At 67.4% G+C, this 25,209-nt stretch carries 22 protein-coding genes; 8 read left to right on the forward strand and 14 right to left on the reverse strand.

The features are described 5' to 3' along the window. The 3 genes from U9978_RS05510 to uvrC form a co-directional block, all read right to left on the reverse strand. Positions 1 to 907, reverse strand: a 907-nt coding sequence (locus U9978_RS05510) for a uridine diphosphate-N-acetylglucosamine-binding protein YvcK (protein ID WP_322759940.1), incomplete at its 3' end; no start/stop codon positions are given. After that, entirely contained in the window at positions 904 to 1,776 is an 873-nt protein-coding gene (rapZ, locus tag U9978_RS05515) for an RNase adapter RapZ (protein WP_322759941.1), read from the reverse strand. The genes U9978_RS05510 and rapZ, both read right to left, overlap by 4 nt. Next, positions 1,773 to 4,013 carry an excinuclease ABC subunit UvrC gene (gene uvrC, locus U9978_RS05520; RefSeq protein ID WP_322759942.1) on the reverse strand — a complete coding sequence of 747 codons (2,241 nt, stop codon included), beginning with the start codon at positions 4,011 to 4,013 and terminating at the stop codon, positions 1,773 to 1,775. The genes rapZ and uvrC overlap by 4 nt, the downstream gene beginning before the upstream one ends. Positions 4,014 to 4,485: 472 nt before the next feature. Between uvrC and U9978_RS05525 the strand changes: the two genes are divergently transcribed. Further along, positions 4,486 to 4,899: an SsgA family sporulation/cell division regulator gene (locus U9978_RS05525; protein WP_322759943.1), complete on the forward strand. Its 414-nt coding sequence runs from the start codon at positions 4,486 to 4,488 to the stop codon at positions 4,897 to 4,899. On the opposite strand, the gene uvrA is transcribed toward U9978_RS05525, so the two are convergent. Beyond that, positions 4,896 to 7,811 carry an excinuclease ABC subunit UvrA gene (uvrA, locus tag U9978_RS05530; RefSeq protein WP_322759944.1) on the reverse strand — a complete coding sequence of 972 codons (2,916 nt, stop codon included), beginning with the start codon at positions 7,809 to 7,811 and terminating at the stop codon, positions 4,896 to 4,898. The two genes, U9978_RS05525 and uvrA, sit on opposite strands and share 4 nt — an antisense overlap. Before the next feature lie 263 nt (positions 7,812 to 8,074). On the opposite strand from uvrA, the gene U9978_RS05535 reads away from it, so the two are divergent. From U9978_RS05535 to U9978_RS05545, 3 genes are read left to right on the forward strand one after another with little or no spacing between them, the layout of a single operon-like run. Beyond that, entirely contained in the window at positions 8,075 to 8,515 is a 441-nt protein-coding gene (locus U9978_RS05535; RefSeq protein ID WP_322759945.1) for a hypothetical protein, read from the forward strand. Further along, positions 8,512 to 8,991, forward strand: a complete 480-nt coding sequence (locus tag U9978_RS05540) for a hypothetical protein (RefSeq protein ID WP_322759946.1) — start codon at positions 8,512 to 8,514, stop codon at positions 8,989 to 8,991. The genes U9978_RS05535 and U9978_RS05540 overlap by 4 nt, the downstream gene beginning before the upstream one ends. Positions 8,992 to 9,032: 41 nt before the next feature. Beyond that, positions 9,033 to 9,710, forward strand: a complete 678-nt coding sequence (locus U9978_RS05545; RefSeq protein WP_322759947.1) for an MBL fold metallo-hydrolase — start codon at positions 9,033 to 9,035, stop codon at positions 9,708 to 9,710. 102 nt (positions 9,711 to 9,812) lie between these two features. Here the strand turns inward: U9978_RS05545 and U9978_RS05550 are convergent, their stop codons facing one another. The 6 genes from U9978_RS05550 to U9978_RS05575 form a co-directional block, all read right to left on the reverse strand. Then, positions 9,813 to 10,931: a PP2C family protein-serine/threonine phosphatase gene (locus tag U9978_RS05550; RefSeq protein ID WP_322759948.1), complete on the reverse strand. Its 1,119-nt coding sequence runs from the start codon at positions 10,929 to 10,931 to the stop codon at positions 9,813 to 9,815. Between the two features lie 119 nt (positions 10,932 to 11,050). Continuing rightward, positions 11,051 to 11,281 carry a hypothetical protein gene (locus U9978_RS05555; protein WP_322759949.1) on the reverse strand — a complete coding sequence of 77 codons (231 nt, stop codon included), beginning with the start codon at positions 11,279 to 11,281 and terminating at the stop codon, positions 11,051 to 11,053. Between the two features lie 738 nt (positions 11,282 to 12,019). Next, positions 12,020 to 12,259, reverse strand: a complete 240-nt coding sequence (locus U9978_RS05560; RefSeq protein ID WP_322759950.1) for a hypothetical protein — start codon at positions 12,257 to 12,259, stop codon at positions 12,020 to 12,022. Between the two features lie 10 nt (positions 12,260 to 12,269). Next, the gene (locus U9978_RS05565; protein ID WP_322759951.1) at positions 12,270 to 12,521 is read right to left on the reverse strand and encodes a hypothetical protein; all 252 of its coding nucleotides are present in this window, start codon (positions 12,519 to 12,521) and stop codon (positions 12,270 to 12,272) included. Positions 12,522 to 12,613: 92 nt separating this feature from the next. Further along, entirely contained in the window at positions 12,614 to 14,041 is a 1,428-nt protein-coding gene (gene rox, locus U9978_RS05570) for a rifampin monooxygenase (RefSeq protein WP_322759952.1), read from the reverse strand. Between the two features lie 315 nt (positions 14,042 to 14,356). Continuing rightward, positions 14,357 to 14,575, reverse strand: coding sequence for a hypothetical protein (locus U9978_RS05575; protein WP_322759953.1), 219 nt, complete (start codon positions 14,573 to 14,575; stop codon positions 14,357 to 14,359). A 242-nt stretch (positions 14,576 to 14,817) separates the two neighbouring features. On the opposite strand from U9978_RS05575, the gene U9978_RS05580 reads away from it, so the two are divergent. Continuing rightward, positions 14,818 to 15,627: a class I SAM-dependent methyltransferase gene (locus tag U9978_RS05580; RefSeq protein ID WP_322759954.1), complete on the forward strand. Its 810-nt coding sequence runs from the start codon at positions 14,818 to 14,820 to the stop codon at positions 15,625 to 15,627. Positions 15,628 to 15,715: 88 nt separating this feature from the next. Here the strand turns inward: U9978_RS05580 and U9978_RS05585 are convergent, their stop codons facing one another. Continuing rightward, positions 15,716 to 17,155: an arylsulfotransferase family protein gene (locus U9978_RS05585; protein ID WP_322759955.1), complete on the reverse strand. Its 1,440-nt coding sequence runs from the start codon at positions 17,153 to 17,155 to the stop codon at positions 15,716 to 15,718. A gap of 752 nt (positions 17,156 to 17,907) precedes the next feature. On the opposite strand from U9978_RS05585, the gene U9978_RS05590 reads away from it, so the two are divergent. Both U9978_RS05590 and speB read left to right on the forward strand, forming a co-directional pair. Continuing rightward, on the forward strand, positions 17,908 to 18,975 hold the full coding sequence (locus U9978_RS05590) for a 2OG-Fe(II) oxygenase family protein (protein WP_322759956.1): 1,068 nt from the start codon (positions 17,908 to 17,910) through the stop codon (positions 18,973 to 18,975). Between the two features lie 236 nt (positions 18,976 to 19,211). After that, positions 19,212 to 20,384 (forward strand): agmatinase, encoded by a 1,173-nt coding sequence (gene speB, locus U9978_RS05595; protein ID WP_322759957.1) that lies wholly within the window; start codon positions 19,212 to 19,214, stop codon positions 20,382 to 20,384. A 10-nt stretch (positions 20,385 to 20,394) separates the two neighbouring features. Here the strand turns inward: speB and U9978_RS05600 are convergent, their stop codons facing one another. Further along, complete coding sequence (locus U9978_RS05600; protein ID WP_322759958.1) at positions 20,395 to 21,147, reverse strand: DUF2071 domain-containing protein; 753 nt, start codon at positions 21,145 to 21,147, stop codon at positions 20,395 to 20,397. 133 nt (positions 21,148 to 21,280) lie between these two features. Here U9978_RS05600 and U9978_RS05605 point away from each other — a divergent pair, with 133 nt between their 5' ends. Next, the gene (locus tag U9978_RS05605) at positions 21,281 to 22,159 is read left to right on the forward strand and encodes a slipin family protein (protein ID WP_322759959.1); all 879 of its coding nucleotides are present in this window, start codon (positions 21,281 to 21,283) and stop codon (positions 22,157 to 22,159) included. Here the strand turns inward: U9978_RS05605 and U9978_RS05610 are convergent. Continuing rightward, on the reverse strand, positions 22,127 to 22,942 hold the full coding sequence (locus U9978_RS05610; protein ID WP_322751072.1) for an SAM-dependent methyltransferase: 816 nt from the start codon (positions 22,940 to 22,942) through the stop codon (positions 22,127 to 22,129). The genes U9978_RS05605 and U9978_RS05610 overlap by 33 nt on opposite strands. A 78-nt stretch (positions 22,943 to 23,020) precedes the next feature. Next, a complete protein-coding gene (locus tag U9978_RS05615; RefSeq protein ID WP_322759960.1) occupies positions 23,021 to 25,051 on the reverse strand; it encodes an acyl-CoA dehydrogenase family protein in 2,031 nt (676 codons plus the stop codon). Between the last annotated feature and the right edge of the window lie 158 nt (positions 25,052 to 25,209).

Raw genomic sequence — 25,209 nt, forward strand, 5'->3', positions numbered from 1 at the left:
GTCGGGGGTCATGGCGTGGCTCGCCGGGGTAGGCGACCGGTACGAGGTGCAGACGTGCCCCCAGATCGGCGGCGGCACGGGCGAGCACGCCCGGCTCACCGACCGCGTCGCGGTCAGCGATCACGACGTCGAACAGCAGCCCCGGCGCATGCGTTTCGATGACCCGCAGATGCGCTTCGGGCGGATAGCCGGCGGTCTCACCGGGTTGCGGCGCCAGATTCAGGACCATGACGCGGCGAGCCGGCGAACGCAGCAGGCACCCGGTCATCTCGGGCACCAGCAGATGGGGCAGCACGCTGGTGTAGAGCGAACCCGGGCCGAACACCACCCATTCGGCCCGCTCGACGGCTTCGAGCGCAGGCCGGCACGCGGCGGGCCTCACGGGCTCCAGGCGCAGGCTGCGGACCCGACCGGACGTGGTGGCCACCGCAGCCTGACCGCGGACCTCGACGACCGCCGCCGGCTGACGGGGGTCGAGACCGGCCACCTCCGCAACGATGTCGATACCCGTGTCCGACAGCGGCAGCACCCGCCCGGCGGCTCCCAGCAGCCTGGCAGCAAGATCGAGCGCGTCCACCGCAGAGCTGTGGCGCTCGGCGAGCGCGCTGAGCACCAGATTGCCGACGGCATGACCGGCCAGTGGCCCGCCTCCCCCGAAGCGGTACTGGAACAGCTCCGCCCAGGTGGTCGACCAACCGTCGGTACCGGCGAGCGCGGCCAGCGCCATCCGCAGATCACCCATGGGCAGCGCTCCCAGCTCCGTCCGGAGCCGACCCGATGATCCACCGTCATCACCTACAGTCACAACCGCGGTGAGGTGGCTGGTGATACGCCGCAGCGCCCGCAGGGATGCGGCCAGGCCGTGGCCACCGCCGAAGGCCACCACCGCGGGACCGCTACCCGTCACTCCCGCCCCAGATCACGGTGAACGACCCGGACTCCGACGCCGTCGCCGGCGAGCCGGGAGGCGAGCTGCTCGGCCATGGCTACACTGCGGTGCCTACCGCCGGTGCATCCGATCGCGAGCGTCAGATACCGCTTGCCCTCACGCACATACCCCTCCCCCACCAGTCGCAGCAACACCGCGTACTGGTTGATGAACTCCATCGCCCCGGGCTGGGCGAGGACGTAGTCACGAACATCTGGATCACGGCCGGTGAACGGTTGTAGCGCCGCCACCCAGTGCGGGTTCGGCAGGAACCGGCAGTCGGCCACCAGATCGGCGTCCAGCGGCAGGCCGTACTTGTAGCCGAAGGAGACCACCGTCGCGTTCAACCGGTTTCCACCCGGTTGGCCGAAGGCGGTGTCAATCTTGGCCCGCAACTCGTGGACGTTGAGGTCGGTGGTATCCAGAACGAGGTCCGACTCGCCGCGCAGCTCCGCGAGCAACGCCCGCTCACGGCTGATGCCGTCGACCACCCGTCCCTCGCCCTGCAGTGGATGGGGCCGCCGGACGTGATCGAACCTGCGGACCAGCGTCTCGTCCGCAGCTTCCAGGAAGAGCACCCGTGGCTGCATGCCGCGGGCTTTGAGCGTGTCCAGCGTCGCGCGCAGATCAGAGAAGAACGCCCGGCCCCGGACGTCCACGACCACCGCGATGCGGTTGACCGCTCCCTGCGAACGCAGGCCGAGTTCGGTCATGGTGGCCAGCAACGCCGGTGGCAGGTTGTCGACGACGAACCAGCCGAGATCCTCCAGGCACTTGGCCGCGGTACTGCGGCCCGCTCCGGACAGTCCGGTGATGATGGCGAGGTCAAGCGGCGCAGCGACGGTCATGTTGGAACACCCCAGGTTGATGTGGCCTCGGAACCGGGTTGCCCGGTGGCGGCGCCGGCGGCGGATCCCGATGGCCCCGATCCGCGCTCGGACACCGCGGGTGGCGACACCGGCGCGGATTCGTCAGCCGTAAGGATCTCCCCCGTGAACGGGTCGACCGCGGGCGGGGTGGCGCCCGCGGCTCCCGGGCCGGTGGCAGCGAGCGCGTCCACCACGGCCTGGGCCGTCCGCCGGCCGATGCCCGGGACCTCGGCTATCTGCTCAACCGTTGCCCGGCGTATCCGGGCAACGGAGCCGAACGTCGCCAGCAGCGCCTTTCGGCGTGCCTCGCCGAGCCCCGGCACGTCGTCGAGAAGCGAGCGGACCATCGCTTTGGAGCGCTTCTGGCGGTGATAGGCGATCGCGAACCGGTGTGCCTCGTCCCGGATCCGTTGCAGCAGGTACAGCGCCTCACTCGTCCGAGGCAGGATCACCGGATCATCCTCGCCGGGTAGCCACACCTCTTCCAGGCGCTTGGCAAGGCCGCACAGGGCGATGCCGCCGGGGCCGCTGTCGATACCGAGGGCGTCCAGGGCCCGACGGGCTGCAGCGACCTGTGGCGGGCCACCGTCGACGACAACCAGGTTGGGTGGGTAGGCGAAGCGCCGGGGGCGGCCCGTGACCGGGTCCATTCGGCCCATGACCGGGTCCACCGGGTCCAGCGACTCGCCGGATTCCACCGACTCGACCGACTCGACCGATGCAGGCAGCCCGGCGATGTCACCGGTGCGTGCCCGCTCGGCGAGATAGCGGCTGAACCGCCGGCTGATCGTCTCGTGCATGCTCGCGACGTCGTCCTGCCCGTCGACCCCACGGATGGCGAACCGCCGGTACTCCGACTTGCGGGGCAGGCCGTCCTCGAAGACGACCATGCTCGCGACGACGTTGCTGCCCTGCAGGTTGGAGATGTCGAACGACTCGATCCGAAGCGGTGGCTCGTCCAGGCCGAGCGCGTCCTGGATGTCTGACAACGCCCGGCTGCGCGCGGACAGATCACCGGCCCGTTTCATCCGGTGCAGGGTGAATGCCTGCTTGGCGTTACGCTCGACGGTCTCCATCAGGGTCCGCTTGTCCCCGCGGCGAGGAACCCGCAGGTCGACCCGGCTGCCGCGGGCGATGCTGAGCAGCTCGGTGACGACGTCGGGGTCCGGGGGGAGCTCCGGGACGAGGACCTCCCGCGGGATCTCGTTGGCGCCACTGCGCGAGGCGGGCGCACCGGGCGACGCGGGCGTGCCCGTACCCATACCGGTACCGGGAGCGGCGTCCGCCAGGTACTCCTGGGTGAGGAACTGCTCGACCAGCTCCCCCGTGGTCCGTTCCTCGATCTTGTCGACGACCCAGCCGCGTTGGCCGCGGACCCGGCCGTCGCGCACGTAGAAGACCTGGACGGCGGCTTCGAGCTCGTCCTGGGCGAAGGCGATGACGTCGGCGTCGGTGCCGTCGGGCAACACCACCGCCTGCTTCTCCATGGCCCGACGCAGGGCGCCGACGTCATCGCGCAGCCGCGCCGCGCTCTCGTAGCGCTGGTCCGATGCGGCCTGGGCCATCTCGCGCTCGAGTGTGCGGATGTACCGGCCGGTCTGCCCGGACATGAAGTCGCAGAAATCCTCGACGATGCGCCGGTGCTCGGCCGCGTCGACGCGGCCCACGCACGGCGCCGAGCACCGGTCGATGTAGCCGAGCAGGCAGGGGCGACCGATCTGGCGCGCACGTTTGAACACCCCCGCGCTGCACGTACGGGCCGGGAAGACGCGCAGGAGGAGGTCGAGGGTCTCCCTGATGGCCCACGCATGGGCGTACGGGCCGAAGTAGCGGACGCCGGCGCGCTTGGGACCGCGCATGACCTGCAGGCGGGGGAACTCCTCGTGCAGGGTCACCGCGAGGCTCGGGTAGCTCTTGTCGTCCCGGTACCGGACGTTGAAGCGGGGATCGAGCTCCTTGATCCACGTGTACTCGAGCTGGAGCGCCTCGACCTCCGTCGAGACCACGGTCCAGTCGACCGACGCCGCGGTCGTCACCATGTGCTGGGTACGGGGGTGGAGGTTGTGGATATCGGTGAAGTAGTTCGACAATCTGGCGCGAAGATTCTTCGCTTTGCCCACGTATACGACGCGGCCGTGCTCGTCGGAGAACCGGTACACGCCCGGCGTCTCGGGAACTGATCCCGGCGCGGGACGGTAGGACGCCGGATCAGCCATGAACCGAGCCTACGGCGCGCCGGATTGCCACAGAACAACGCCTCCACGTAACCATTTCACCACGCTGAGCACTTGGGCTTGTGGGGCGGTCATGACCTGGGGTGGCGCAATGCCCTGCGGCGACCGTGGCTGGGCATTTCTCACAGCTGGCGGGACACCCGTCATGGCGTAGCGCAGCGGGCGATGTCAGGGTCCATGCTCGAAGACCATGAGCGGTGTGCGAAGCATGGTCCGTCAGGTGCTCGCCGGCCGATGGCTGCGATGGCCGGGACGACCTGCTGGGCAGGCGTTGATCCCGCGACGGCTGCGGGCCGCCACCCCCGGGGAAAGCCCCGTGCGGTTGGCGTCGACCTTGTCCAGACTGGTCCCGAACAAGTCCCTTCACGCGCTCCGGGTGGCATCTTGCCTGACCGGCTGTCACCCTCGATACCGCGGTGCACAGCGTCGCAGGACGACGAAGGAGGCACGACGGATGCAGGTGGATGATGTGACCACCGAGTTGGTCGTCGATGACGCACCTTCCCGCGGGCGGCTGACCGTACTGCAGGTGAACTGGCGACGGGCCGACCCGCTTGCCGTGACGTTTGAACTCATCTCCCGACCGGATCACCCTGCCTTGCCGCGTGGTAGCTGGGTGGTGCTGCGGGACGCACTTCGCGCCGGTTTGGACATCCCCACGGGCGGCGGCGACGTGCGGATCACGCCGGAACCCGACCGCGGCTGTGTGCGGCTCGACCTGACGGCCGGTGACGTACACTCCGTCGTCCGACTGGACATCGATGTCGCGCGGGCCTTCCTCGACGCGACCGAACAGGTGGTTCCCCGGGGTTCGGAACGTTCGGCCGAGGAGCTTGACGCTGTCCTGGACGAGCTTCTGCGTACCTAGGAAGCCGACGCGGAGACCGCCGACGATGACATGACGGATGAGGCGGCCGTGGACGGGGCGAAGCCGACTCTCGGCCCGAGGATCTCCCGGAGGAACAACCCGGTGTGGCTGGTCTCCACTGCGGCGACCACCTCGGGTGATCCTTCGGCAACGACCCGTCCACCACCGGTACCGCCCTCCGGGCCCATGTCGATGACCCAGTCCGCCGTCTTGATGACGTCCAGGTTGTGCTCGATGACGATGACCGTGTTGCCGGCGTCCACAAGGCGTCCGAGAACACCCAACAGCTTGCGGATGTCCTCGAAGTGCAGGCCGGTCGTGGGTTCGTCCAGCACGTAGGCGGTGCGCCCGGTGGAGCGGCGCTGGAGTTCGCCGGCGAGTTTGACCCGCTGCGCCTCCCCACCGGAGAGAGTCGGCGCGGGTTGGCCGAGCCGGACGTAGCCCAGCCCGACGTCGTTGAGGGTGCGCAGGTGCCGGGCGATCGCCGGGACGGCTGAGAAGAACTCCGCGGCCTCCTCGATCGGCATGTCGAGGACCTCGGCGATGCTCCGGTTCTTGAAATGGACCTCCAGGGTCTCCCGGTTGTACCGGGCACCGTGGCAGATCTCGCACGGTACGTACACGTCCGGTAGAAAGTTCATTTCGATCTTGATCGTGCCGTCGCCGGCGCAGGCCTCACACCGGCCGCCCTTGACGTTGAAGGAGAACCGCCCGGGAAGATAGCCGCGGACCTTCGCCTCGGTGGTCTCGGCGAACAGGCGCCGGACGTGGTCGAAGACGCCGGTGTAGGTGGCGGGGTTCGACCGCGGGGTACGACCGATCGCTGACTGGTCCACCCTGACCGCCTTGTCGAGGTGCTCCAGGCCGGTGATGGTGCGGTGCCGCCCCGGCACCTCCCGGGCGCCGTTGAGCTTGTTCGCCAGCACCGCGGCCAGGATGTCGTTGACGAGAGTGGACTTTCCCGAGCCGGAGACGCCCGTGACGGCTACGAAACAGCCCAGCGGGAAGGAAACCGTCACGTCGCGCAGGTTGTGCTCACGGGCGGCGTGGACGGTCAGCGCGCGGCCCTTGGTCGGCTGCCGCCGGATGTCGGGCACCGGGATCTCGCGGCGACGCGACAGGTAGGCCCCGGTGATCGAGGACTCATCGGTGAGCAGTGCCTCGACCGGGCCGGACACGACGACCCTGCCGCCGTGCTCGCCGGCCCCCGGCCCGATGTCCACGACCCAGTCGGCGGCGCGGATCGTGTCTTCGTCATGCTCGACGACGATCAGGGTGTTACCGAGGTCGCGCAGCCGGACGAGCGTCTGGATGAGACGTCGGTTGTCCCGCTGGTGCAGCCCGATCGAGGGCTCGTCAAGAACGTAGAGGACGCCGACCAGCCCGGAGCCGATCTGGGTGGCGAGCCTGATCCGCTGCGCCTCCCCGCCGGCCAGCGTGCCGGCGGCACGGTCCAGCGACAGGTAGTCGAGCCCGACGTCGAGCAGGAACGCGAGCCGCGCGTCGATCTCCTTGAGGACGCGGCCGGCGATCGTCCGCTCCCGTTCGGTGAGTTCGAGCGTGCGCAGGAACTCGGCGCATTCCCCGATGGCCATACCGGCTATCTCGGCGATCGAACGACCACCCAAAGTTACTGCCAGTGATTCGGGTTTGAGCCGGGCGCCGCGGCAGGTCGGGCAGGCGATGTCGCGCATGTAGCCCTCGTAGCGCTCGCGGCTGGTGTCCGACTCCGCCTCCCGGTGCCGGCGGCCCAGGAACGCCACGACCCCCTCGAAGGCCGTGAAGTACTGGCGGGACCGGCCGTAGCGGTTGGTGTAGGCGACCTGGACCTCGGTCTCCCCCCGCCCGTACAGGACGGCCTTGCGGGCACGTTCGGGCAGACCCTCCCACGGGATGTCCATCCGGAAACCGAGATCGTTGGCGAGGGCCTCCAGCAACCGGGTGAAGTACTCCTTGTTGTGGCCGGCTGACCATGGCGCGACCGCTCCGTCGTTCAGCGACAGGGTCGGGTCGGGGACGACGAGTTCAGGGTCGACCTCCTTGCGCGTGCCCAGGCCGGAACAGTCCGGGCAGGCGCCGTACGGGGAGTTGAAGGAGAACGACCGCGGCTCCAGCTCCTCGAACGACAGGTCGTCGTACAGACAGGCGAGATGCTCGGAGTACATCCGCTCCCGGTCGGGATCGCCCGCGTCGCGGTCGACGAAGTCGAGCAGCACCAGACCGCTGCCGAGGCCGAGTGCCGTTTCGACGGAGTCAGTCAGCCGCTGCTTCGCCGACGCCTTCACCGCCAGCCGGTCGACCACGACCTCGATCGTGTGCTTGCGTTGTTTCTCCAGCTTGGGCACGTCGGTGAGGGCGACCACGTCACCGTCGACGCGCGCCCGGGCGAACCCCTTGGACTGCAGGTCCGCGAAGAGGTCGACATATTCGCCCTTGCGGCCCCGCACGACCGGGGCGAGCACCTGGAACCGGGTGCCCTCGGGCAGCTCCAGCAGGCGGTCGACGATCTGCTGCGGGGTCTGGCGGGAGATCGGCCGGCCGCACTTCGGGCAGTGTGGCCGGCCCGCCCGCGCGAACATCAGGCGCAGGTAGTCGTACACCTCGGTGATCGTCCCGACCGTCGACCGGGGATTGCGCGAGGTCGATTTCTGATCGATGGAGACCGCCGGCGACAGGCCCTCGATGAAGTCGACGTCGGGCTTGTCCATCTGGCCGAGGAACTGGCGGGCATAGGCCGACAGCGACTCGACGTACCGCCGCTGCCCCTCCGCGAAGATCGTGTCGAACGCAAGGCTCGACTTCCCCGAGCCCGACAGGCCGGTGAAGACGATCAGGGCGTCCCGCGGCAGGTCGAGGTCGACATCGCGCAGGTTGTGCTCTCGCGCGCCGCGAACGACGAGACGGTCGGCCATCGTGGGATCCTTCGCGGTCTGCTCGGGGTGACGGGGCATGCCGCGGTCGGGGTCGGGATGTCCGCAGCGCCTGCCATGTTACGGACGGGGTCCGACAGTTCCGGGAGGGCTCCGGGACGACCCCCGCTCGTGCGCCGCCTCCCCATCCCGATTCGGACAGTCACGGACCGTCGGTCGGATGCATGACAACCGTACTTCTGGGTGCGTAACGCATCCGACCATATACGTCAGGTCGATCGCCTGGTCGGCGTTGAGGCGGATCCATGGCAGAGCTAGTTGTTCAGGCAACTTCTTCGCGTACTCGACCCACGGGGCTCCGCTGCCGCACAGGCTTACTGCTGGTCGTCCTGGCAGCTGCGCTGGTCGCTACGGGCTGCGCCGGTACCACCAGCGTTGGCAGCCCGAGCAGCAGCTGCTCGCCAAGTTTCAGCCCATCCAGCAGCCTCGGGACACTGACTGCCCAGCAGAAGGGAAAGGGCTACGGGATCCAGTGGGGTGTTTACCCGACGCAGCCGGCAGCGAGCTTCGTCATCGACGTCTATATGAACAATCAGCGTGTGGACCACAAGAGCCAGAACTACCCGCCGCACGGTTCGGTCAACGCGCGGGACGTCGTCTCCGGCGGAGTGTTCCGACTCGAGGGTACGGTCACCAATGCAAAGGGCGACCAAGCGATATTCTACCTGGCATGCAGAACGGCATGACGTCGGCAACGTTCGAGGCGGCCTGGGTAGGTCGATGGTCACCGGCCGGCTTCGATGCTGCCCGCGCGGCGGTCCAACGACGCCTTCAGGCGGATTTCGATCTGCCTGTTTTTTCCGATATCCGACTGTTTGTCGACCCGTCGTTCGCGCCGCCGGGGCGAGGCCACGCCGACTCCACAGCAATGATTGAGGCCCATGCCTTCGTCGTCTCGGCAGGTGGGCACCGCTTCCTCGCGCATCTCGAGGATGGCGTGGAGGCGGCGTGCGCGCACGGCGCGGACACTCTTGTCGACGATGTGATGGACCTGCTGGGCCGGCCATGGCCGGAGCTGATCATCCCTGGAGGCGACCGCGGGGTCCTGTCAGCGGCACTCGACCCTACCGGGATTGCCTGTTGGTATCTCAACGGTCAGGCGATATGCCCCATAGGACATCTACGCGAAGTATTCGACCGATATCAGGTGCCATGGCCCTGAAGCCCGATCACCGGTATCGATCACCTGCAAAGAAGAGGATCATGAGACGCAGGATCAAAGGTGACGGCTACAGCGGCGCGGTCGTGGTAGGCGGGCCGGCGGACGTCCGGGAGCTGCCCGGACTGACCATCACCAAGGTCGCGGTAGGCCCGATGGACAACAACGCCTACCTGCTGCGATGTAGCGCAACCGGCGAGCAGCTCCTGATCGACGCCGCGAACGAGGCCGGGACGCTGCTGGGTCTCATCGGCGAGGCTGGGCTCGCGACCGTGGTCACGAGCCACCGCCACGGTGACCATGTGCAGGCATTGGAGGCGGTGGTCGCGGCCACCGGGGCACGGACGGTGGCGCACCCCGCCGATGCCGGTGCCATCCCGGTGCCGACGACGACCCTGGTCGGCGACGGCGACCAGGTGACGGTCGGTGAGGCGACGCTGCGAGTGGTCCACCTGGTCGGGCACACGCCCGGATCGATCGCGCTGCTCTACGACGCCGACCCGACGGCGCCGCATCTGTTCACCGGTGACTGTCTTTTCCCTGGTGGCCCTGGCTCGACGTTCGGGGACGCCTCGGCGTTCAACTCCCTCATGAACGACCTCGAGCGGAATGTTTTCGGACGGCTTCCGGATGCCACGTGGGTCTACCCCGGGCACGGTAAGGACACGACGCTCGGTGTGGAGCGACCCCATTTCGCCGACTGGCGCGCCCGCGGCTGGTGAGCCCGCCTCGGGGCTGCCATTGGTGCTCCGGGGGCTTGGCCTCTGGGCGCGCGATCTGACGATCGTCGCACGCCCTTTGGCCCTCTAGGCCGGCCCGTCAGGTTATCGGCGGCGAGTCGTGGCATCGGCGGTACCCGCCCGCGGGATCTCGACGAGCAGGAGCGCCACATCGTCGTCCAGGTGCGCTCCGGCCCAGAGATGGAGATAGCGTGCCAGCTCGGCCAATGCCGTGTCGAGGTTCGCGGATCCCAGTGCGTCGCGGGCGGCGTCCAGGAGCGGGAAGAATTCGCCGGTGACCGGATGTCGCGCTTCCGCCAGCCCGTCGGTGTAGAGGAGCAGCCGGTCGCCTGGCAGCAGCGTGACCGCGCGGCGTCCAGCGGCTCCAGCGGCGAGACCGAGAGGCGGCGCTCGGAGCGGGACGGTGACCAGATCTGCAGTGTCGGAGTGCAGAACGACAGGGTCGGGGTGTCCCGCGTTGGCCAGTGTCAGCTGGCCGTCGTGGATCTGCGCGACAATGGCGGTGACGAAGTCGTCGAGACCGCCGACCTCGGCGACTTCTGCGTCGAGGTCGGCTATGATGGCGCTGAGGTCCTTTGTACGACGAGCAACGGTCCGGAAACAGCCAAGCACCCGGCTGGCGATCCAGACGGCTCCCAGACCTTTGCCGCGGACATCACCGACGAGAATCCGGATGCCCCATGGGCTGTCGAGAATGTCGTACAGGTCACCGCCGACCGCTGCTTCCGCGGTGGCGCTCTCGTAGCGGACAGCGAGCCGCAGGCCATCCAACGCGGGCGGAACCGATGAGAGAATTGTCTGCTGCGCCGCCTGCGCCACCTGCGTGACATTGTGCAGCTTCGCTTCGCGCCGGGTGTGGTAACGGCTCACCATGACGGCGATGACGGCGCCCGCTGTTATGCCGGCCAGGCGGACCAGTTGGGCTAACGGTCCACCGTAGCGGGGCTGGTAGAGGCCGTCATGAATGCCCAGCAGAGCACCGGTCACCACCGCGGCGACCCCATAGACCGCGGTCAGACGAGGGCCCGTCAGCGTGGCGGAGAGCATCGGGCACAGGACCGCCAGCTCCAGGATCGTCCACTCCCGGTCGGTCAGCTCCACACCGACGACCACGACGAGCACCGCGAGCGGGACGAGAAGAGGCAGCCATCTCACGGTGCGCGCCTGCGGCTCGCGCTCCTTGGCCAGTCGGTTCGGCCGCACAGGTCGCTCGACCAGCCGCGCGGCTGATGGTCGTAGCTGCACCGCCGTCACCACCTCGGGCTGACCACTGCCTTGCGTACCCGGACTGTGCACGCCCAATCACCGGGTCAGCCGGGCCCCTACACCGGCGGCCGGGTGTCCCATCCCGACTCGGGCGGCGGCTCCGCGCCCGGTCCGTAGCCCGGCGCCCACACCGTCCGCAGCGGCTTACCGTGCGGGCAGGTCCCCGTCTCGGGGATCGGCTCGACGCTGCCGGTTGCGTGCAACTGGGCTCCGCGCTGCCGCCGGCATTTGTTGCAGGCGACAAGTTCCAGCATGCGAACCGCATCAACCGAATCATCTGCGCTCACTTGGCCACCCGTCCTGACCCGCTGCATGTGCCACAATCTTTGCTCTGGGTGCCGCTGAAGCCGCCGTCTTGGTCCTGCTCGGACCTGTCAAAAACAACCTTGCCGGCGCCGTTGCAGGTGGGGCAGTCCGCGAACTCAACGTCACGGACGTTTCTACCGGCAGTGGAGTCCTTGCCGCCGCGCTTGACGCCGTCTCGGCCGGTGCTTGCACCGCCATCGGTGCTTGCACCGCCATCGGTGCTACCCCGCTTGTTCCATGCCATTGTATGCACCTTCCGTGTCTGTTCCGTTACGAACGTAACGGTAGTCCAATGATCCTCCGGACGAGATGAGGTCTGGACGGTACGTCACGACCGGTGGGGCCAGGGCCTGGCCCTGGACGGCGAGTGGTCACTCCACGGGCGACCGAGCGTGATCTACGCCGCCACCCGGTCCGAGTGGGAGACGCGTACCGGCGGTTGACCTTGCTGAGTGGACATCTGGTAACGGACAGGCGACTCGGACCCTCCCCACGCGGTAGGACTGCTACTGTCCCCGCGCATCACGGCGCGCATCACGGCGCGCATCACGGCGCGCATCACGGCGCGCATCACGGCGCGCATCACGGCGCGCATCAAGGAGTGTTCTACGTCCTGTGGTGGGATTCGAAGCACAAGGTCCACCCGCTATAGGCCATCTCTAGGGACCCCCCGCCGCGCTGCCCGGTGAGCTGCTTGCGGAGGTCCCTAGCAGCGACCCCTACACCGGCGGCCGGGTGTCCCATCCCGACTCGGGCGGCGGCTCCGCGCCCGGTCCGTAGCCCGGCGCCCACACCGTCCGCAGCGGCTTACCGTGCGGGCAGGTCCCCGTCTCGGGGATCGGCTCGACGGCGCCGGTTGCGTGCAACTGGGCGCCGCGGCGGCGCCGGCATTTGTTGCAGGCCACCAGGGCCAGCATCGGGACGACCGGCGTCTCGCCGTCCGTCGGGTCGTCCGTCATTACTTCTTCTTCACTTCTTCTTGATCTTCCCGGCGCCGCTGCAAGCGTCGCACGTCCGCTCCTGCGTGCCGCTGAAGCCGCCGCCTTCGTCATGCTCGGACCTGTCAAAAACAACCTTGCCGGAACCGTTGCAGGTGGGGCAATCCGCGAACTCAACGTCGCTGACGTTCGTCTGGGCCGTGGCGTCCTTACCGCCGCGTTTGACGCCGTCTCGGCCGGTGCTTGCGCCGCCGCCGGTGCTGCCCCGCTTGTTCCATGCCATTGGATGTGCCTTCCGTGTCTGATCCGTTACGGCTTTAAGGGTAGTCCGATGATCCTCCGGAGGGACAGGCGCTCGCGTCGAGGACTGCGCGCTCAGCTGACGGCGGCGCCGAACCACCGTGGCAGCCCGCTGTGCAGATCCTGCTGATCGTCACCGACCCACGCCACGTGGCCGTCCGGCCGCAGCAGCACGGCGGGCACGTCCAGTTCCTCGCTGACGTCGACGACGTGGTCGACCCGATCTGCCCAGCCCGCCACCGAGAGTAGGCCGGTCTGGTCGAGCAGCAGTCCGCGGCCGTCGTGCATCAGCTCGTAGAGGCGCCCCCGTTTCAGTGCGATGTCCCGGAGCCGCCGGCCGAGCAGGTCATGGCCCGCGCCGAAGTCGTAGCGGACCCCGATTGCGGTGATCTTCTCGATCAGGTGGCGGTTCACCTCCTCGAAGTCCATCAGTTCCGACAGCAGCCGGCGCACTGCCCGGGGAGCCGGCTCGGGGGACCCCAGCTCGACCAGCGCGCGGGTGGTGTCGAGCACGTCGGCGGCCACCGGGTGCCGTTCGGTGTGGTAGCTGTCCAGCAGCCCCGCCGGTGCCCAGCCGTTGACCTCGGCGGCCAGTTTCCAGCCGAGGTTGAACGCATCCTGGATGGCGAGGTTGAGGCCCTGCCCGCCGGTCGGCGGGTGGATGTGCGCCGCGTCGCCGGCCAGCAGCACCCGGCCGGTCCGGTAGCGCTCGGCCAGCCGAGTGGCGTCACCGAAGCGGGAGAGCCAGCGCGGTGAGTGCGCGCCGAAGTCGGTGCCGGCGATCGCCCGCAGCTGCTGCTTGAGGTCGTCCAGGGTCGGCGGGACCGTGCGGTCCTCGGCCACCCCGTCGGCGCGCACGACGACGCGGTACACCCCGTCCCCGAGAGGCCCGGCGCCGAACCCCAGATCGGTCTTGCGGACTTCGGCCACCACGGCCGCCAACTCCTCCGCCGGCATGGCCACCTCCACCTCGCCCAGCAGCCACTGGACCCGGGCGGGCTCACCGGGGAAGCCGACGCCGAGCAGCGTGCGCACCGTGCTGCGGCCGCCGTCGCAGCCGACGAGGTAGCGCGAGCGCAGCTGCGTGCCGTCGGCCAGCTCGGCGGTCACCCCGTGGTCGTCCTGGCTCAGCCCGACCAGTTCGCAACTGCGCCGGATCTCGACGCCGATCTCGGTGGCGTGCTCGGTCAGCAGGCGCTCGGTGGTGGTCTGCGCGATGCCCAGGACGTAGGGATGTGCGGTGTCCAGCCGGTCCGGCGCCGGCTTGACGATGCCGGCGAAGAAACCACTGACCGGGTACTGCTGGCCGAGCGCGAGGAACCGCTCCAGCAGACCGCGCTGGTCCATCACCTCGACGCTGCGCGCGTGCAGGCCGAGCGCGCGGACAATCCTGGTCGGCTCCGCCTCCTTCTCCAGCACGAGTGCGTGCACGCCGTGCAGCCGCAACTCGCTTGCCAGCATCACGCCGGTCGGTCCGCCGCCGGCAACGATCACGTCAATCATGAAATCCCCCAGTCAGCACGGTTGCATGTCGGCCAGCTGCTCCACGCAGTCCGGCGGCGCACACCGGCGGTTCGACGTCCCGCGAGAATCCCTGATTTCCGCAGGTTCTGGCTTCGGCTGGAGATTCTCCTGCACGACCCGGGTCTTGCCGCAAGTCCCCCGGTGCGCTATACGTTGAAAGTGGCAAGGAGTGGGTAACCGCCTTCGGCGCCCGGTAGCCGTTTTGGATGGTTTTGATTTTGTTTAAAGATCAAATTCGATCAACGCAGAGTCGTCAACACTGTTGACTATCAACGGGTTCAGTCAACCTCTCGTCTAACCCAACAAGCCAAACAATTCAGCGACGCCGGCGCAGTCCAGGAACGACACGGCGGCGGGGTTGAACAGCAACATGCCGAGTGCCGGCCCGCCGCGTAGCGCCCAGGTGACCGCGGCGGTCAGGTCTGCGCTGGTCGCCAGGTCGATCTCCCCGGTCACGGTGATGCAGGTGGTGGACCGTTGCGCGCGGCCGGTGACGCTCCGGACAAGCGTCATGGTCGGCGAGATCATCGGTCGGCCGTGACGCGGGCGATGGCGGCGTCGAGGTCGTCGTCGGTGGGCAGGGTGTAGATCCGGGTCGAGTCCAGCGATGCGTGTCCGATTTCCCGAGTGATAGCCCTCAAGGGCCGATGCGCCGGCGCCTTCTCTCGCCGGCTTGCGGGGCGTAGCATCACACACGACTCAATATTCGGGACTGGCGTCCCATTATATGGGATTTCTGGCTGGAGGTTTCTGTGGTGGATGCCGCGAACGTCTACACGCATGGACATCACGTGTCGGTGCTGCGCGCACACCGGTGGCGCACCGCCGAGAACTCGGCGGCCTATCTACTCCCCTGGTTGGTGCCGGGCATGACCGTGCTCGACGTCGGCGCCGGGCCCGGCACGATCACCGCCGACCTGGCGGCCCGCGTCGCTCCGGGACGGGTGACGGCGCTCGAGATCAGCGAGGAGGTCCTGGACCTCGCGCGGGCCGAGACCGCCGCCCGCGGCCAGGACACCATCGACTTCATCGTCGGGGACGTCACCGCGCTCGACCTGCCGAACGACAGCGTCGACGTCGTGCATGCCCACCAGGTCCTCCAGCATGTGGCCGACCCGGTGGGCGCTCTGCGGGAGATGCGCCGGGTCTGCCGGCCCGGCGGGATAGTGGCCGCCCGCGAGGGCGACTGCGCGGCGTTCGCCTGGTACCCACGGCTCCCGGAGTTGGACGAGTGGCTCGCCCTGTTCCAGCAGGCAACGCGTGCCAACGGGGGCGAGCCCGACGCCGGCCGCCACCTGCTGTCCTGGGCCCGCGCCGCCGGGTTCACCGACGTGACGGCGACGGCCAGCACCTGGTGCTTCGCGACCCCGGCGGACCGGGCCTGGTGGGGCGGGATGTGGGCCGAACGCATCGTGGCCTCGGCCGTAGCCGACCAGCTGCTGGCATCGGGCCTCGCCCGCGACGACGACCTCGCCCGGATGTCGAGCGCGTGGCGTACCTGGGCGGCCTCCCCCGACGGCTGGTTCGCCGTTCTCCACGGCGAGATCCTCTGCAGGCGCTCGTGACCTGACATCCGCGTCCAGCCGGCGGGGTGGGCGGCCAGCTGGTAGCAGCCCACCCCATGACCTTCTCGTCAACGATCAAACGGATGATTCAATCGACTTTTACGATCCTGGAGGTCCCGAGGACCGTCCCGTCCGCATCCAGCGCCTTCACCTGGAAGTACGGCCCGCGATTGTTCGTCGCGACCGCGGTCTCAAACCCGGATCGTCGGGCGTGGCTGACCAGCGGCACCAGGGAACCGGTGTCTGGTCCACCGAGCACCTGCCAGGCCCTCGTCTGCGTCGAACCGTTCCAGGAGGCGTATACGATGGTTTGTCCGCCGCCGGCTCGTGCCGCCACGCTCGGCGGGTAGTACGGGGTACCGATCCATTCGTTCCGAAATGCTCGATACGAGATGTTCGAACCCGGCATCTTCGCGTCGTAGCGCAGGCTCCGCAAACCGTTGTTCTCGGAGTTCCCCGCACCCGCGTACTCCGAATAGTACGACTCCTGACCCCATCCGATGAAAGCGTCGCCGTTGGACAGCTCCTGGCTACTTCCCTGGGATGCCGCGTACAACGGTGGCTCATGATAGTAGGTCTTCACGGCGGACGCGTGGTGGTGGCGAAAGTCGAGGCTGAGGATCAGGCCGTGCGACTGCTGTTCGGGTGTTTTGTCCGGTGAATTGCAGCAGCCGTCGTCGAACATGCTGATCGTGTTTCCCGGCCGGAATCGGGCATCGTGCTGCCAGTAGAAGTCCGCGTTCTGACCGAGAGTGAAGTCACTCTTCTTGCCACCGAGTTGCCAACGGATCCTCCCGGTGCGCTTGGCGATGTCGTAGACCGCCCACATATTGCGAGCAGAGACCAACAGCTGCCCGCCGGGTCCCTCGTCGATCGAGTTCATGTGGTAGGGGTCCCATATCCCAGCGGATGACGATGCATCGGTCGCCGGCACCTCAGAATCGGCCGGATTCACATGCGCCAACATGTCCCACGAGAAGACGAGCCTGCCGGTGGCAAGGTCGACCTCCTGGATCTCACTGTCCAGGATCGCACCATTTCTGGGACCCCCGTAGGGGCGGAGATCCATGGGTACCGGTTTGGACGCGATGAACAGCGCAGTCCCCCGGCGGGTCAGGAGGAACTCGTGCTCGTCCGCGTTGAATCCGTGCCGCGCCGATACCGTCTTAAGCAGACGATAATGGGTGTCGTAGATGTAGTAACACCCGCCCGGCTCGGGTGCGCCGCCCGGCAGGTTCGTATACGTGGGCGGGATGGCGATGGATCCCTGCCACCAGGTCAACACCGGCTGCGTCGTTCCGGTCCGGGAGTTGTGATAGGTCTGCACCCTGAAGTCGGCGTTCTGGAGATTCGTCGAGGACAGCGGGCGGAACCAGACCGGATCGCCGGAGTCGTCGGCGATCAGTGACCCCGTCTGGCCGACCATCCCGCTCAAGCTGTAGGGGGCGACAAAAATCTTGCCGGGCGCCGTTCCCGGTCGTTGCGTGGTCACGGCAACCCGCATGGGATGCAGGTTCGGCGCGGACACGAAGCTCCACACGCTGCTGCCCGACATGATCGGTGCAGGGGTGGCCGAACCGCTCGACATACCAGAGCTGCCCGATGGGGGGGCGGGCTTCGTCGCACAGAGGCGAGGAGAGACCGCTCTCGAACTCGCGGCGGCGGGCCCACAGCTCACGATGATAAATCCAACAGCAAACACCAATGCCTCGACGGTACGACTCATCCTTTTTCGTGCACTGCGAGCCCACAACTCTCGCACCGCCATTGCCGACCTCCTTAGCAGCCGGACACTCCTGTCCGATTGAGGCCCGGTCTGACTTTGTCCTGGAAGCACCCGGCCACGAATGATCAGGGTTGGGGACCAGGATGCCGCTGGTGACGACAGCCTGTGTACCCCATTCCCACCGAGGACGTCGAACTGAAACGACCTGGGGTGCCGCCCCGCCTTGCTAAAAAGTCTTGGTTACCGATGACGTGATGGCGGCTGTACGGATTGTCGGGGAGGATCAGTCCGACCTACGCTGGACCGAATTCTCCAAAAACGGGAGCAGCGCGTTGACGGTAGTAGTGCCAATACCAGTGCCGCTACCCAGGTAGCAGACAGCGGGGCGTCGTCGATACCAGCACATGGTCATCCTGGCTCAATCAGGAGAACCGGGGGAAACTGAGCCCACCTCGCGATCGGCTCCTCCCGGACTTTCCGACGGAGCTCCGATGGTGCGGCTCTGATGTTCTGAAGCGGGTCGCAGCGGCGATCCTCCACGTAAGGAGGCCGAGTTGACCGAGCTACGAACCTTCCACCTGCCCGAATCCGTCAGCGGGACGGAATCCGACATCGTTCTGGCGCGTGCGATGATGCAGGCATGGCGAACGGACGGAATTTTCCAGGTCGCCACCGGCCCGGAACAGGACCAGAAGACCCAGGCTGCGATCGAGGCGAGCAGACGCTTTTTCCGCATGCCCAAGGCGGTCAAGTACGGGTGCGTCAGTGATCTGACCTACAGCGGCTACATCGCGTCCGGGGAAGAGGTCACGGCCGGCGAGGCGGACTATTCCGAGATTTTCACCGTGTGCAAGGACGTCGCTCGCGACGATGCCCGCGTAGCGGGACAATGGCCGTGTCACGGCCCGGCCCCGTGGCCTGACGCCGACTACCAGCGAAGCATGCAGGCGTTCATGGACGGAGCCGCCGTTTTCGGTGAAAAATTACTGAAACTGACCGCCCTGGGGTTGGGGTCGACTGACATCGACGCATTGACAAAACTGACCGACGACGGCTGGCACCACATGCGGGTGCTGCGCTTCCCCGCCGCATCGGAACAGACCTCCCGGGGCATCGGCGCCCATACCGACTACGGGCTGCTGGTGATCGCCGCCCAGGACGACGTGGGCGGACTCTACATACGTCCACCTGTCGAGGGCGAGCGGCGGAACAGGAACTGGCTGGCGGACGAAAGCGCGGCGGGAATGTACGAAGATGTCGATCCGTGGACGTTCGTGAAGCCGGTGCCGAGCGTACTGACGGTGTTCCCCGGTGATATTCTTCAGTTCCTGACGAACGGATTTCTTCTTTCAACCCCGCACAAGGTCAGGCTGAACACCCGGGAGCGCTTCGCACTCGCCTACTTCCACGAGCCGAGCTTCGAGGCCTGCGTCCGCCCGTTGTCCGGCCCGACTTCTGATTACATCCACTATGGCAGTCATTTCACCAACATGTTCATGCGTAGCTATCCGGACCGGATCACCACGCGTCGGATTCTCAGAGAGGACCGCCTGTCGATTCTTGCCCGCATGCGAGGTGAAGCCGAACGCCTGACCGCTGGCAGGGAAATGGTTGCACCATAAGAGCGTCCGGCAATAGGGGCGTGGATGAAGGAACGGGGTCGGGGTGCGTAGATCGCGAGGCGGAGGAGGAAGGCACCCTGGTGTCGGGTATCGACCGACGACAACGAGGCGAGGTGCGTGCCCCGGCCCCGCGACGCCGCGCCCCTATTGCCGGACGCTCTAAGCCGCCCGTACCTGCAACGAGGCATCCGGACGGTACGAGGACGGGTATCCGAACCGAATTGTGGAGGCATGGGATGGTGGCGTCCGGGAACGACCGGGTCGACCGTGAGGGAAACTGGGCTCAGCAGGCCGAGGCCCAGCTACCGACCCGGCGGGCGGAGGAGGAGATCCAACGCCGGCTCGCTCACGGCCTGGCGGGCGCACCGACGATCATCGATCGTACGATTCCGACCTTCGCCCGCGGCGAGGTACCGCACTTCGCCGGTGAACGGGGCACCTTCCTGAAGTGCCCGTACATCGAGGATGTGCACGACGTCTCGGATGCCGAGGTGGCGATCTTCGGAGTTCCTCTGGACGCCGGGACGACATACCGGCCGGGTACCCGCTTCGGCCCGCAGGGGATCCGGCGCTCGACCAACCTGTTCGGCACCTACTCCTACGAGCTCGGTGTCGATCTGCGCGAGCAGCTCAACCTGGTCGACATCGGCGACGTGTTCACCATTCCCGGCAACCTGGAGAAGTCCTTCGACCAGATCAGCCAGGCAATGGCCCACGTCGTGCAACAGGGTGTGATGCCGGTCGTCCTGGGTGGGGACCACTCGATCGGATTCCCGACCATCCGTGGGATGGCGCCGTACCTGGACGGCAACATCGGCATCATTCACTTCGACCGCCACGTCGACACTCAGGCAAGCGACCTCGACGAGCGGATGCACACTACGCCGTGGTTCCACGCGACCAACATCGGCAACGCGCCGGCCACCAACCTGGTCCAGATCGGCATCGGCGGCTGGCAGGCGCCACGGGCCGGGGTCACGGTCGGCCGTGAGCGTGGCACGACCGTCATCACCGTCGGCGACGTGGAACGGGTCGGCATCGAGAAAGTCGCCGAACTCGCCCTGGAGACGGCGTGGAAAAACGCCAAAGCCGTATACCTGTCCTTCGACATCGACGTGATCGACGCCGGCTTCGTCCCCGGAACCGGCTGGCCCGAACCGGGCGGTCTCCTGCCCCGCGAGGCCCTCAACCTCGTCCGTATGATCTCCGAGCCCGGCCTGGCGGGCATCGAGGTCGTCGAGTGTTCACCGCCCTATGACTGGGCCGAACAGACCGCGCTGCTGTCCAGCCGGGTGATCCTCGACAGCCTCGCCACCCAGGTCCGGGCCGGGAAACTCGGTCGCAAACCGGCCACCGCCAAGCGGGAGGCATGGGGTCCTTATCCAGACAGCGTGCCCGAGCGCCCCTGACCGGGCGCTCTTACGATGGCATCGGCCGGTAGCGTTCGGGTCGGCCGATGCGGACATCGACGCCCGGGGAGTAGTGCACCAGGGGTTCGTCCCGCGGCTGCGGGAGGCCGGCCGCGGCGACCAGCCTGTCGTCGAGCGCCACAGCCGTGGCCCGGTGCAGGGGCCACGGCTCGTGCCATGCCCGCGCGAAACGGCGCCGGGTACCGGCCGCGCTGAACAGGATCCACCGGGCCGTCAGGAAATGGTCCCGCTCGTCGAGGTCACCGGATCCGAACGGCTCACCGATCCGGATCGTCACCCGGCTGATGGCGCGCGGACCGGGCCACCGCCGTGCGCAGGTGTAGGAGATCTCCTCCGCGGTCTCCACCAGCCGCATCGACGACCAGAAGTAGGGCAGCCGGTAGGTGGTGCGCGCGACGGCCACCGCACCGAGCCGGGCCGCGTCCAGAGAGAAGAACCAGATTCCCCGCCGCCCTTCATGATCATAAACGTAGGTGCGGACGTTGGTTTCGCAGAAGGTCGACGCCCACGCCACCTCATGTCCGGCCGCGGTCGCGACCCGCATGAAGAACGGCACCAGGCCGACCCATGCCGCACCGTCGTAGGTGTCGACCCGCAGGCCGTCCGGAAGAAGCTGCTGTACCACCGCCGGATCGAAGGGCCAGTGCACGAACGTCAGCCGCTCCCAGCGCTGTCGCATGATCGGTCTTTCCACCGTAAAGGGACACGACGTACCGAGCCCGGCCATCCCCTTCCCGGCCATCCCATCACCGGCATCTGGGTCGTCGCGCTGCATGACTCCATGATGCCGGGATATCAGGCTTTATCCCATAGCCGATGGTTAGAAAAGCGACAGATACCCCGTACCAGCAATGATCAGTCTATGATCCCGCATTATGATCGGCTTACTGATCGTCCTGATCGTGGTCGCCGTGGTGCTGTTGCTCGCCTCGCTGAGGACGGTGCAGCAGTACGAGCGGGGGCTGGTGTTCCGCTTCGGCCGGCTGCGGTCCAAGCTCCGCTCCCCCGGCCTGACGTTCGTTATTCCGTTCGGCGTCGACCACATCATCAAGGTCAACATGCGGATCGTGGCGATGTCTGTACCCACCCAGGAGTGCATCACCCGGGACAACGTGACGCTTACCGTGGAGGCGGTCGTCTACTTCCGGGTCATCGACCCGGTCAAGGCGATCGTCAACGTCGAGAACTACACCTTCGCCGTGACTGAGGTGGCGCAGACCTCACTGCGTTCGGTCATCGGCCGCAGCGACTTGGATCATCTTCTTTCCGACCAGGAGAGGGTGAATGCCGAGCTGCGCGCGGTGATCGACGAACCTACCGAGAAGCCGTGGGGAGTCAAGATCGAACGGGTCGAGCTCAAGGACCTCGCGCTTCCCGAGTCGATGAAGCGGTCGATGTCGAAGCAGGCCGAAGCCGAACGGGAGCGGCGAGCCCGTGTGATCACGGCTGAGGGCGAGTTCCAGGCATCCCGGATGCTCGCCCAGGCCGGCCGGGTGTTGGCGGCGGATCCCAGCGGCCTGCAGTTGCGACTCCTGCAGACCGTGGTCGAGGTGGCTGCGGAAAAGAACTCCACGCTGGTGATGCCGATTCCGGTCGAGTTGTTGCGGTTCTTCGACCGTATCGTGCCTGGCGCAGACCCAGCCGACACCGCAGACTCAACCAGCACCGCAGACCCAGCCGACGCAGACGCAGGGTCGGCGCGTTCGGGTGCGGAAAGCGCGTTACGGCTTTCGTCCGACCGCGCAGAACTGTGACACCTCGGCCGCACCCGCTTCGGCGGAATCCGGCCGCCACCGCGAGCACGACACCACCCCGGGCTCCAGCAGCTCCAGGCCGTCGAAGAAAGCGGCGATCTCCTCACGGTTACGCAGAGTCATTTGCGATGAGCCTGCGTCGTTCCAGAGCCGGACCGCTTCCTCCATCGCCTCGCCGTGGACCTCCGCGCTCGGATGAGCGACCACCAGGTAACTACCAGCCGGTAGCGCGGCAAGAAACGTCGCGACGCTCGCCCGCGCCTGTGCGGTGTCAACGACGAAGTTCAGGGAGCCGAGGAGCATCAACGCGACCGGCCGGGTGAAGTCGAGCGTGGCCTGCGCCGCCAGCAGGATCTTCTCCGGGTCACGCAGGTCTGCATCGACGTACTCCGTTGTCCCCGACGGGCTGCTGGTCAGCAGAGCGCGGGCGTGTACCAGCACGATCGGATCGTTGTCCACGTAGACGATCCGGCACTCCGGCGCGAGCGCCTGTGCGACTTCGTGCGTGTTGTCGGCCGTGGGTAGACCGGTGCCGACGTCCAGAAACTGCCGGATCCCCGCCTCCGCTACGAGATAGCGGACAACCCGGCCGAGGAACGCCCGGTCGGCGCGGGCGGACATCACGAGGCTGGGCATCACCGTGAGGATGTGCTCGGCCATCTCACGGTCAGCCGCGAAGTTGTCCTTACCGCCGAGCCAGTAGTTCCAGACCCGGGCCGAATGCGGGATCGACGTGTCCAACGACAAGAGGGCCTGGTCAGGGGCCTCGGAAAGCTCGGACATGACGCGGCGCCCTTTCGATCGATATCCCCGGTCAGCCGACAGTGTAGGGCCTCTCCGGTGGATATCGGCCGATCGGGATCAGGTTCGCGGGGCCACACCGATCCGCAGCACGGATCCCATCGCCGCGGCGCGGTCCACGGTGTCGACACCGTCCGAGGTCTTGTCGGCCGTCGCGGCCATACCGGCGTCCGCCGCCCAGCCTGAATGATCAGCGTCTTCGCCTGCATGATCAGCTTCTTCGGCCGCGCGGCGGGCGTCGGCGAGGAACGGGCCGCCACCACTGGGGTCGAGCACACCCGCCTCAGCCCAGCCGAACCTGCCGGTCAGGACCTGCTGCGCGGCCCGGAAGTTCTCGGCGTCGTCGTTACGCCACAACGCGTCGAAGAGGGCGTCGACCCGCCGCCGGGACTGCCGGCAGAACAGGTCGGCCAACTCGATGGCGGTCGGCTCGCCGTCCTGCGCGAGCATCTGCGCGCGGACCACGGACGCACTCATGGCGAACAGCTCCGCGCCGATGTCGACGATGCGACCGAGGAACATCTGCCTCTTTTCCATCCCGCCCTTCCAGCGGCTCATTCCGTAGAAGGTGGAGCGGGCCATTTTGCGCGCGGACCGTTCGACGAACCGGAGATGGCCCGCGAGCGAACCGAACTCGGCGAACGAACGGGGGTCGGTCCCCTCCCCCACGGCGAGCCGGGGCAGCCAGCGGGCGTAGAAACCCGCGGCGCGCGCGGAGGTCCGCGCCCTGGCCGACAACGGGACTTCGGTGTCGATGATGTCGCCGGCGACCGCCAGATGGGTGTCGACGGCTTCCCGGGCGATCAGCAGCTTCATGATCTCACTGGAGCCTTCGAAGATCCGATTGATGCGCAGGTCGCGCAGCATCTGCTCGGCCGGGACGGGCCGTTCGCCACGGTTGGCCAGCGACTGGGCTGTCTCGTAGCCACGGCCACCGCGGATCTGCACCATCTCGTCGGCGACGAGCCACGCCATCTCGCTCGCGTACAGCTTGGCGAGCGCGGCCTCGATCCGGATGTCCTTGCCGCCCTCGTCGGCCATCATCGCCGACAGTTCGACGACCGCCTCCATCGCGAATGTCGTCGCGGCGATGAACGCGATCTTCTGGGCAATCGCCTCGTGCCGCCCGATGGGCTGACCCCACTGGACCCGCTCGGCGGCCCACTCACGGGCGATCCGCAACGCGTATTTGGCGGTGCCGGCGCAGACCGCGGGCAACGCCAGACGGCCGGTGTTGAGGGTGGTCAGGGCAATCTTGAGCCCCTCGCCCTCCCGGCCGAGCCGGTCCTGGGTCGGTACCCGTACCCGATCGAAGTGAGTGACACCGTTCTCGATACCGCGTAGCCCCATGAACTCGTTGCGGTGCTCCACCGTCACACCAGGTGCGTGCGCGTCGACGATGAAGCAGGTGATACCGCCGCGATGATCCGTGGACTTCGGTACGACCGCCATCACGACCAGCCGGTCGGCGATCACACCGTTGGTGGTCCACAGCTTGCGCCCGGACAGCTCATAGGCCGCGCCGTCGTCCACGGGGACGGCCCGTGCGCTCATCCGGGCCGGGTCGCTTCCCACGTCTGGTTCGGTCAGCAGGAACGCGCTGATCTCGTTGCGTGCGACCAGCGGCAGGTAGGTGCGCTTCTGCTCGCTCGTGCCGAACCGGCGGACCGGTTCGGCCACGCCGATCGACTGGTGCGCGGAGAGCAGCGTCGGGATGGACGAGTGCCAGCTGCCGGCGAGCGCCAGCGCACGGTTGTAGTAGAGGGTGCTCAACCCGAGGCCGCCGTACTCCTGCGGGATCTTCATACCCAGCGCGCCGAGCCGCTTGAGTCCTTCGACGACATCCGCCGGGATGTGACCGTCCCGCTCGATCGCCAGTGGATCCACGTGCTCGCGCAGGAAGGCCGCCAGCCCGGTGAGGAATGCCTCGCCCCGGTCGCGGTCGGCCGCCGGCGGCCGTGGATGCGGTGAGATGAGATCGAGGCGGAGGTGACCGAGGAACAGCTCCTTACCGAACGACGGACGCGTCCATGCTGTCTCCCGCGCGGCTTCGGCGACCTTACGAGCGTCCCTTTCGTCCACGTGTGGCATATTCAGCTCCCCAGGCTCAGCAGATCTGCTACGCCTTTACTTCCCCGTCCCGGGCGATCTACTTTCTGTCGCACACCGCAATCGCAGAGCGACCATTCAACCGTCCCATCGAGGGATATGCGTCAGGATGAAGATCGAATCGGCCACGAGGTGGCGTC

This window comes from Protofrankia sp. Cr2 (genome assembly GCF_963555885.1).
Lineage (GTDB): Bacteria > Actinomycetota > Actinomycetes > Frankiales > Frankiaceae > Protofrankia.

Excerpts from the sequence above, each read along its gene's own strand:
- U9978_RS05615 (WP_322759960.1), bottom strand. The coding sequence starts at position 25,051 with ATGCCACACGTGGACGAAAGGGACGCTCGTAAGGTCGCCGAAGCCGCG.
- U9978_RS05610 (WP_322751072.1), bottom strand. The coding sequence starts at position 22,942 with ATGTCCGAGCTTTCCGAGGCCCCTGACCAGGCCCTCTTGTCGTTGGAC.
- U9978_RS05560 (WP_322759950.1), bottom strand. The coding sequence starts at position 12,259 with ATGACGGACGACCCGACGGACGGCGAGACGCCGGTCGTCCCGATGCTG.
- rox (WP_322759952.1), bottom strand. The coding sequence starts at position 14,041 with ATGATTGACGTGATCGTTGCCGGCGGCGGACCGACCGGCGTGATGCTG.
- U9978_RS05545 (WP_322759947.1), top strand. The coding sequence starts at position 9,033 with ATGAGACGCAGGATCAAAGGTGACGGCTACAGCGGCGCGGTCGTGGTA.
- rapZ (WP_322759941.1), bottom strand. The coding sequence starts at position 1,776 with ATGACCGTCGCTGCGCCGCTTGACCTCGCCATCATCACCGGACTGTCC.
- U9978_RS05535 (WP_322759945.1), top strand. The coding sequence starts at position 8,075 with ATGGCAGAGCTAGTTGTTCAGGCAACTTCTTCGCGTACTCGACCCACG.
- U9978_RS05605 (WP_322759959.1), top strand. The coding sequence starts at position 21,281 with ATGATCGGCTTACTGATCGTCCTGATCGTGGTCGCCGTGGTGCTGTTG.
- U9978_RS05600 (WP_322759958.1), bottom strand. The coding sequence starts at position 21,147 with ATGGCCGGGAAGGGGATGGCCGGGCTCGGTACGTCGTGTCCCTTTACG.
- uvrC (WP_322759942.1), bottom strand. The coding sequence starts at position 4,013 with ATGGCTGATCCGGCGTCCTACCGTCCCGCGCCGGGATCAGTTCCCGAG.
- U9978_RS05525 (WP_322759943.1), top strand. The coding sequence starts at position 4,486 with ATGCAGGTGGATGATGTGACCACCGAGTTGGTCGTCGATGACGCACCT.
- uvrA (WP_322759944.1), bottom strand. The coding sequence starts at position 7,811 with ATGGCCGACCGTCTCGTCGTTCGCGGCGCGCGAGAGCACAACCTGCGC.
- U9978_RS05575 (WP_322759953.1), bottom strand. The coding sequence starts at position 14,575 with ATGACGCTTGTCCGGAGCGTCACCGGCCGCGCGCAACGGTCCACCACC.
- U9978_RS05565 (WP_322759951.1), bottom strand. The coding sequence starts at position 12,521 with ATGGCATGGAACAAGCGGGGCAGCACCGGCGGCGGCGCAAGCACCGGC.
- speB (WP_322759957.1), top strand. The coding sequence starts at position 19,212 with ATGGTGGCGTCCGGGAACGACCGGGTCGACCGTGAGGGAAACTGGGCT.
- U9978_RS05540 (WP_322759946.1), top strand. The coding sequence starts at position 8,512 with ATGACGTCGGCAACGTTCGAGGCGGCCTGGGTAGGTCGATGGTCACCG.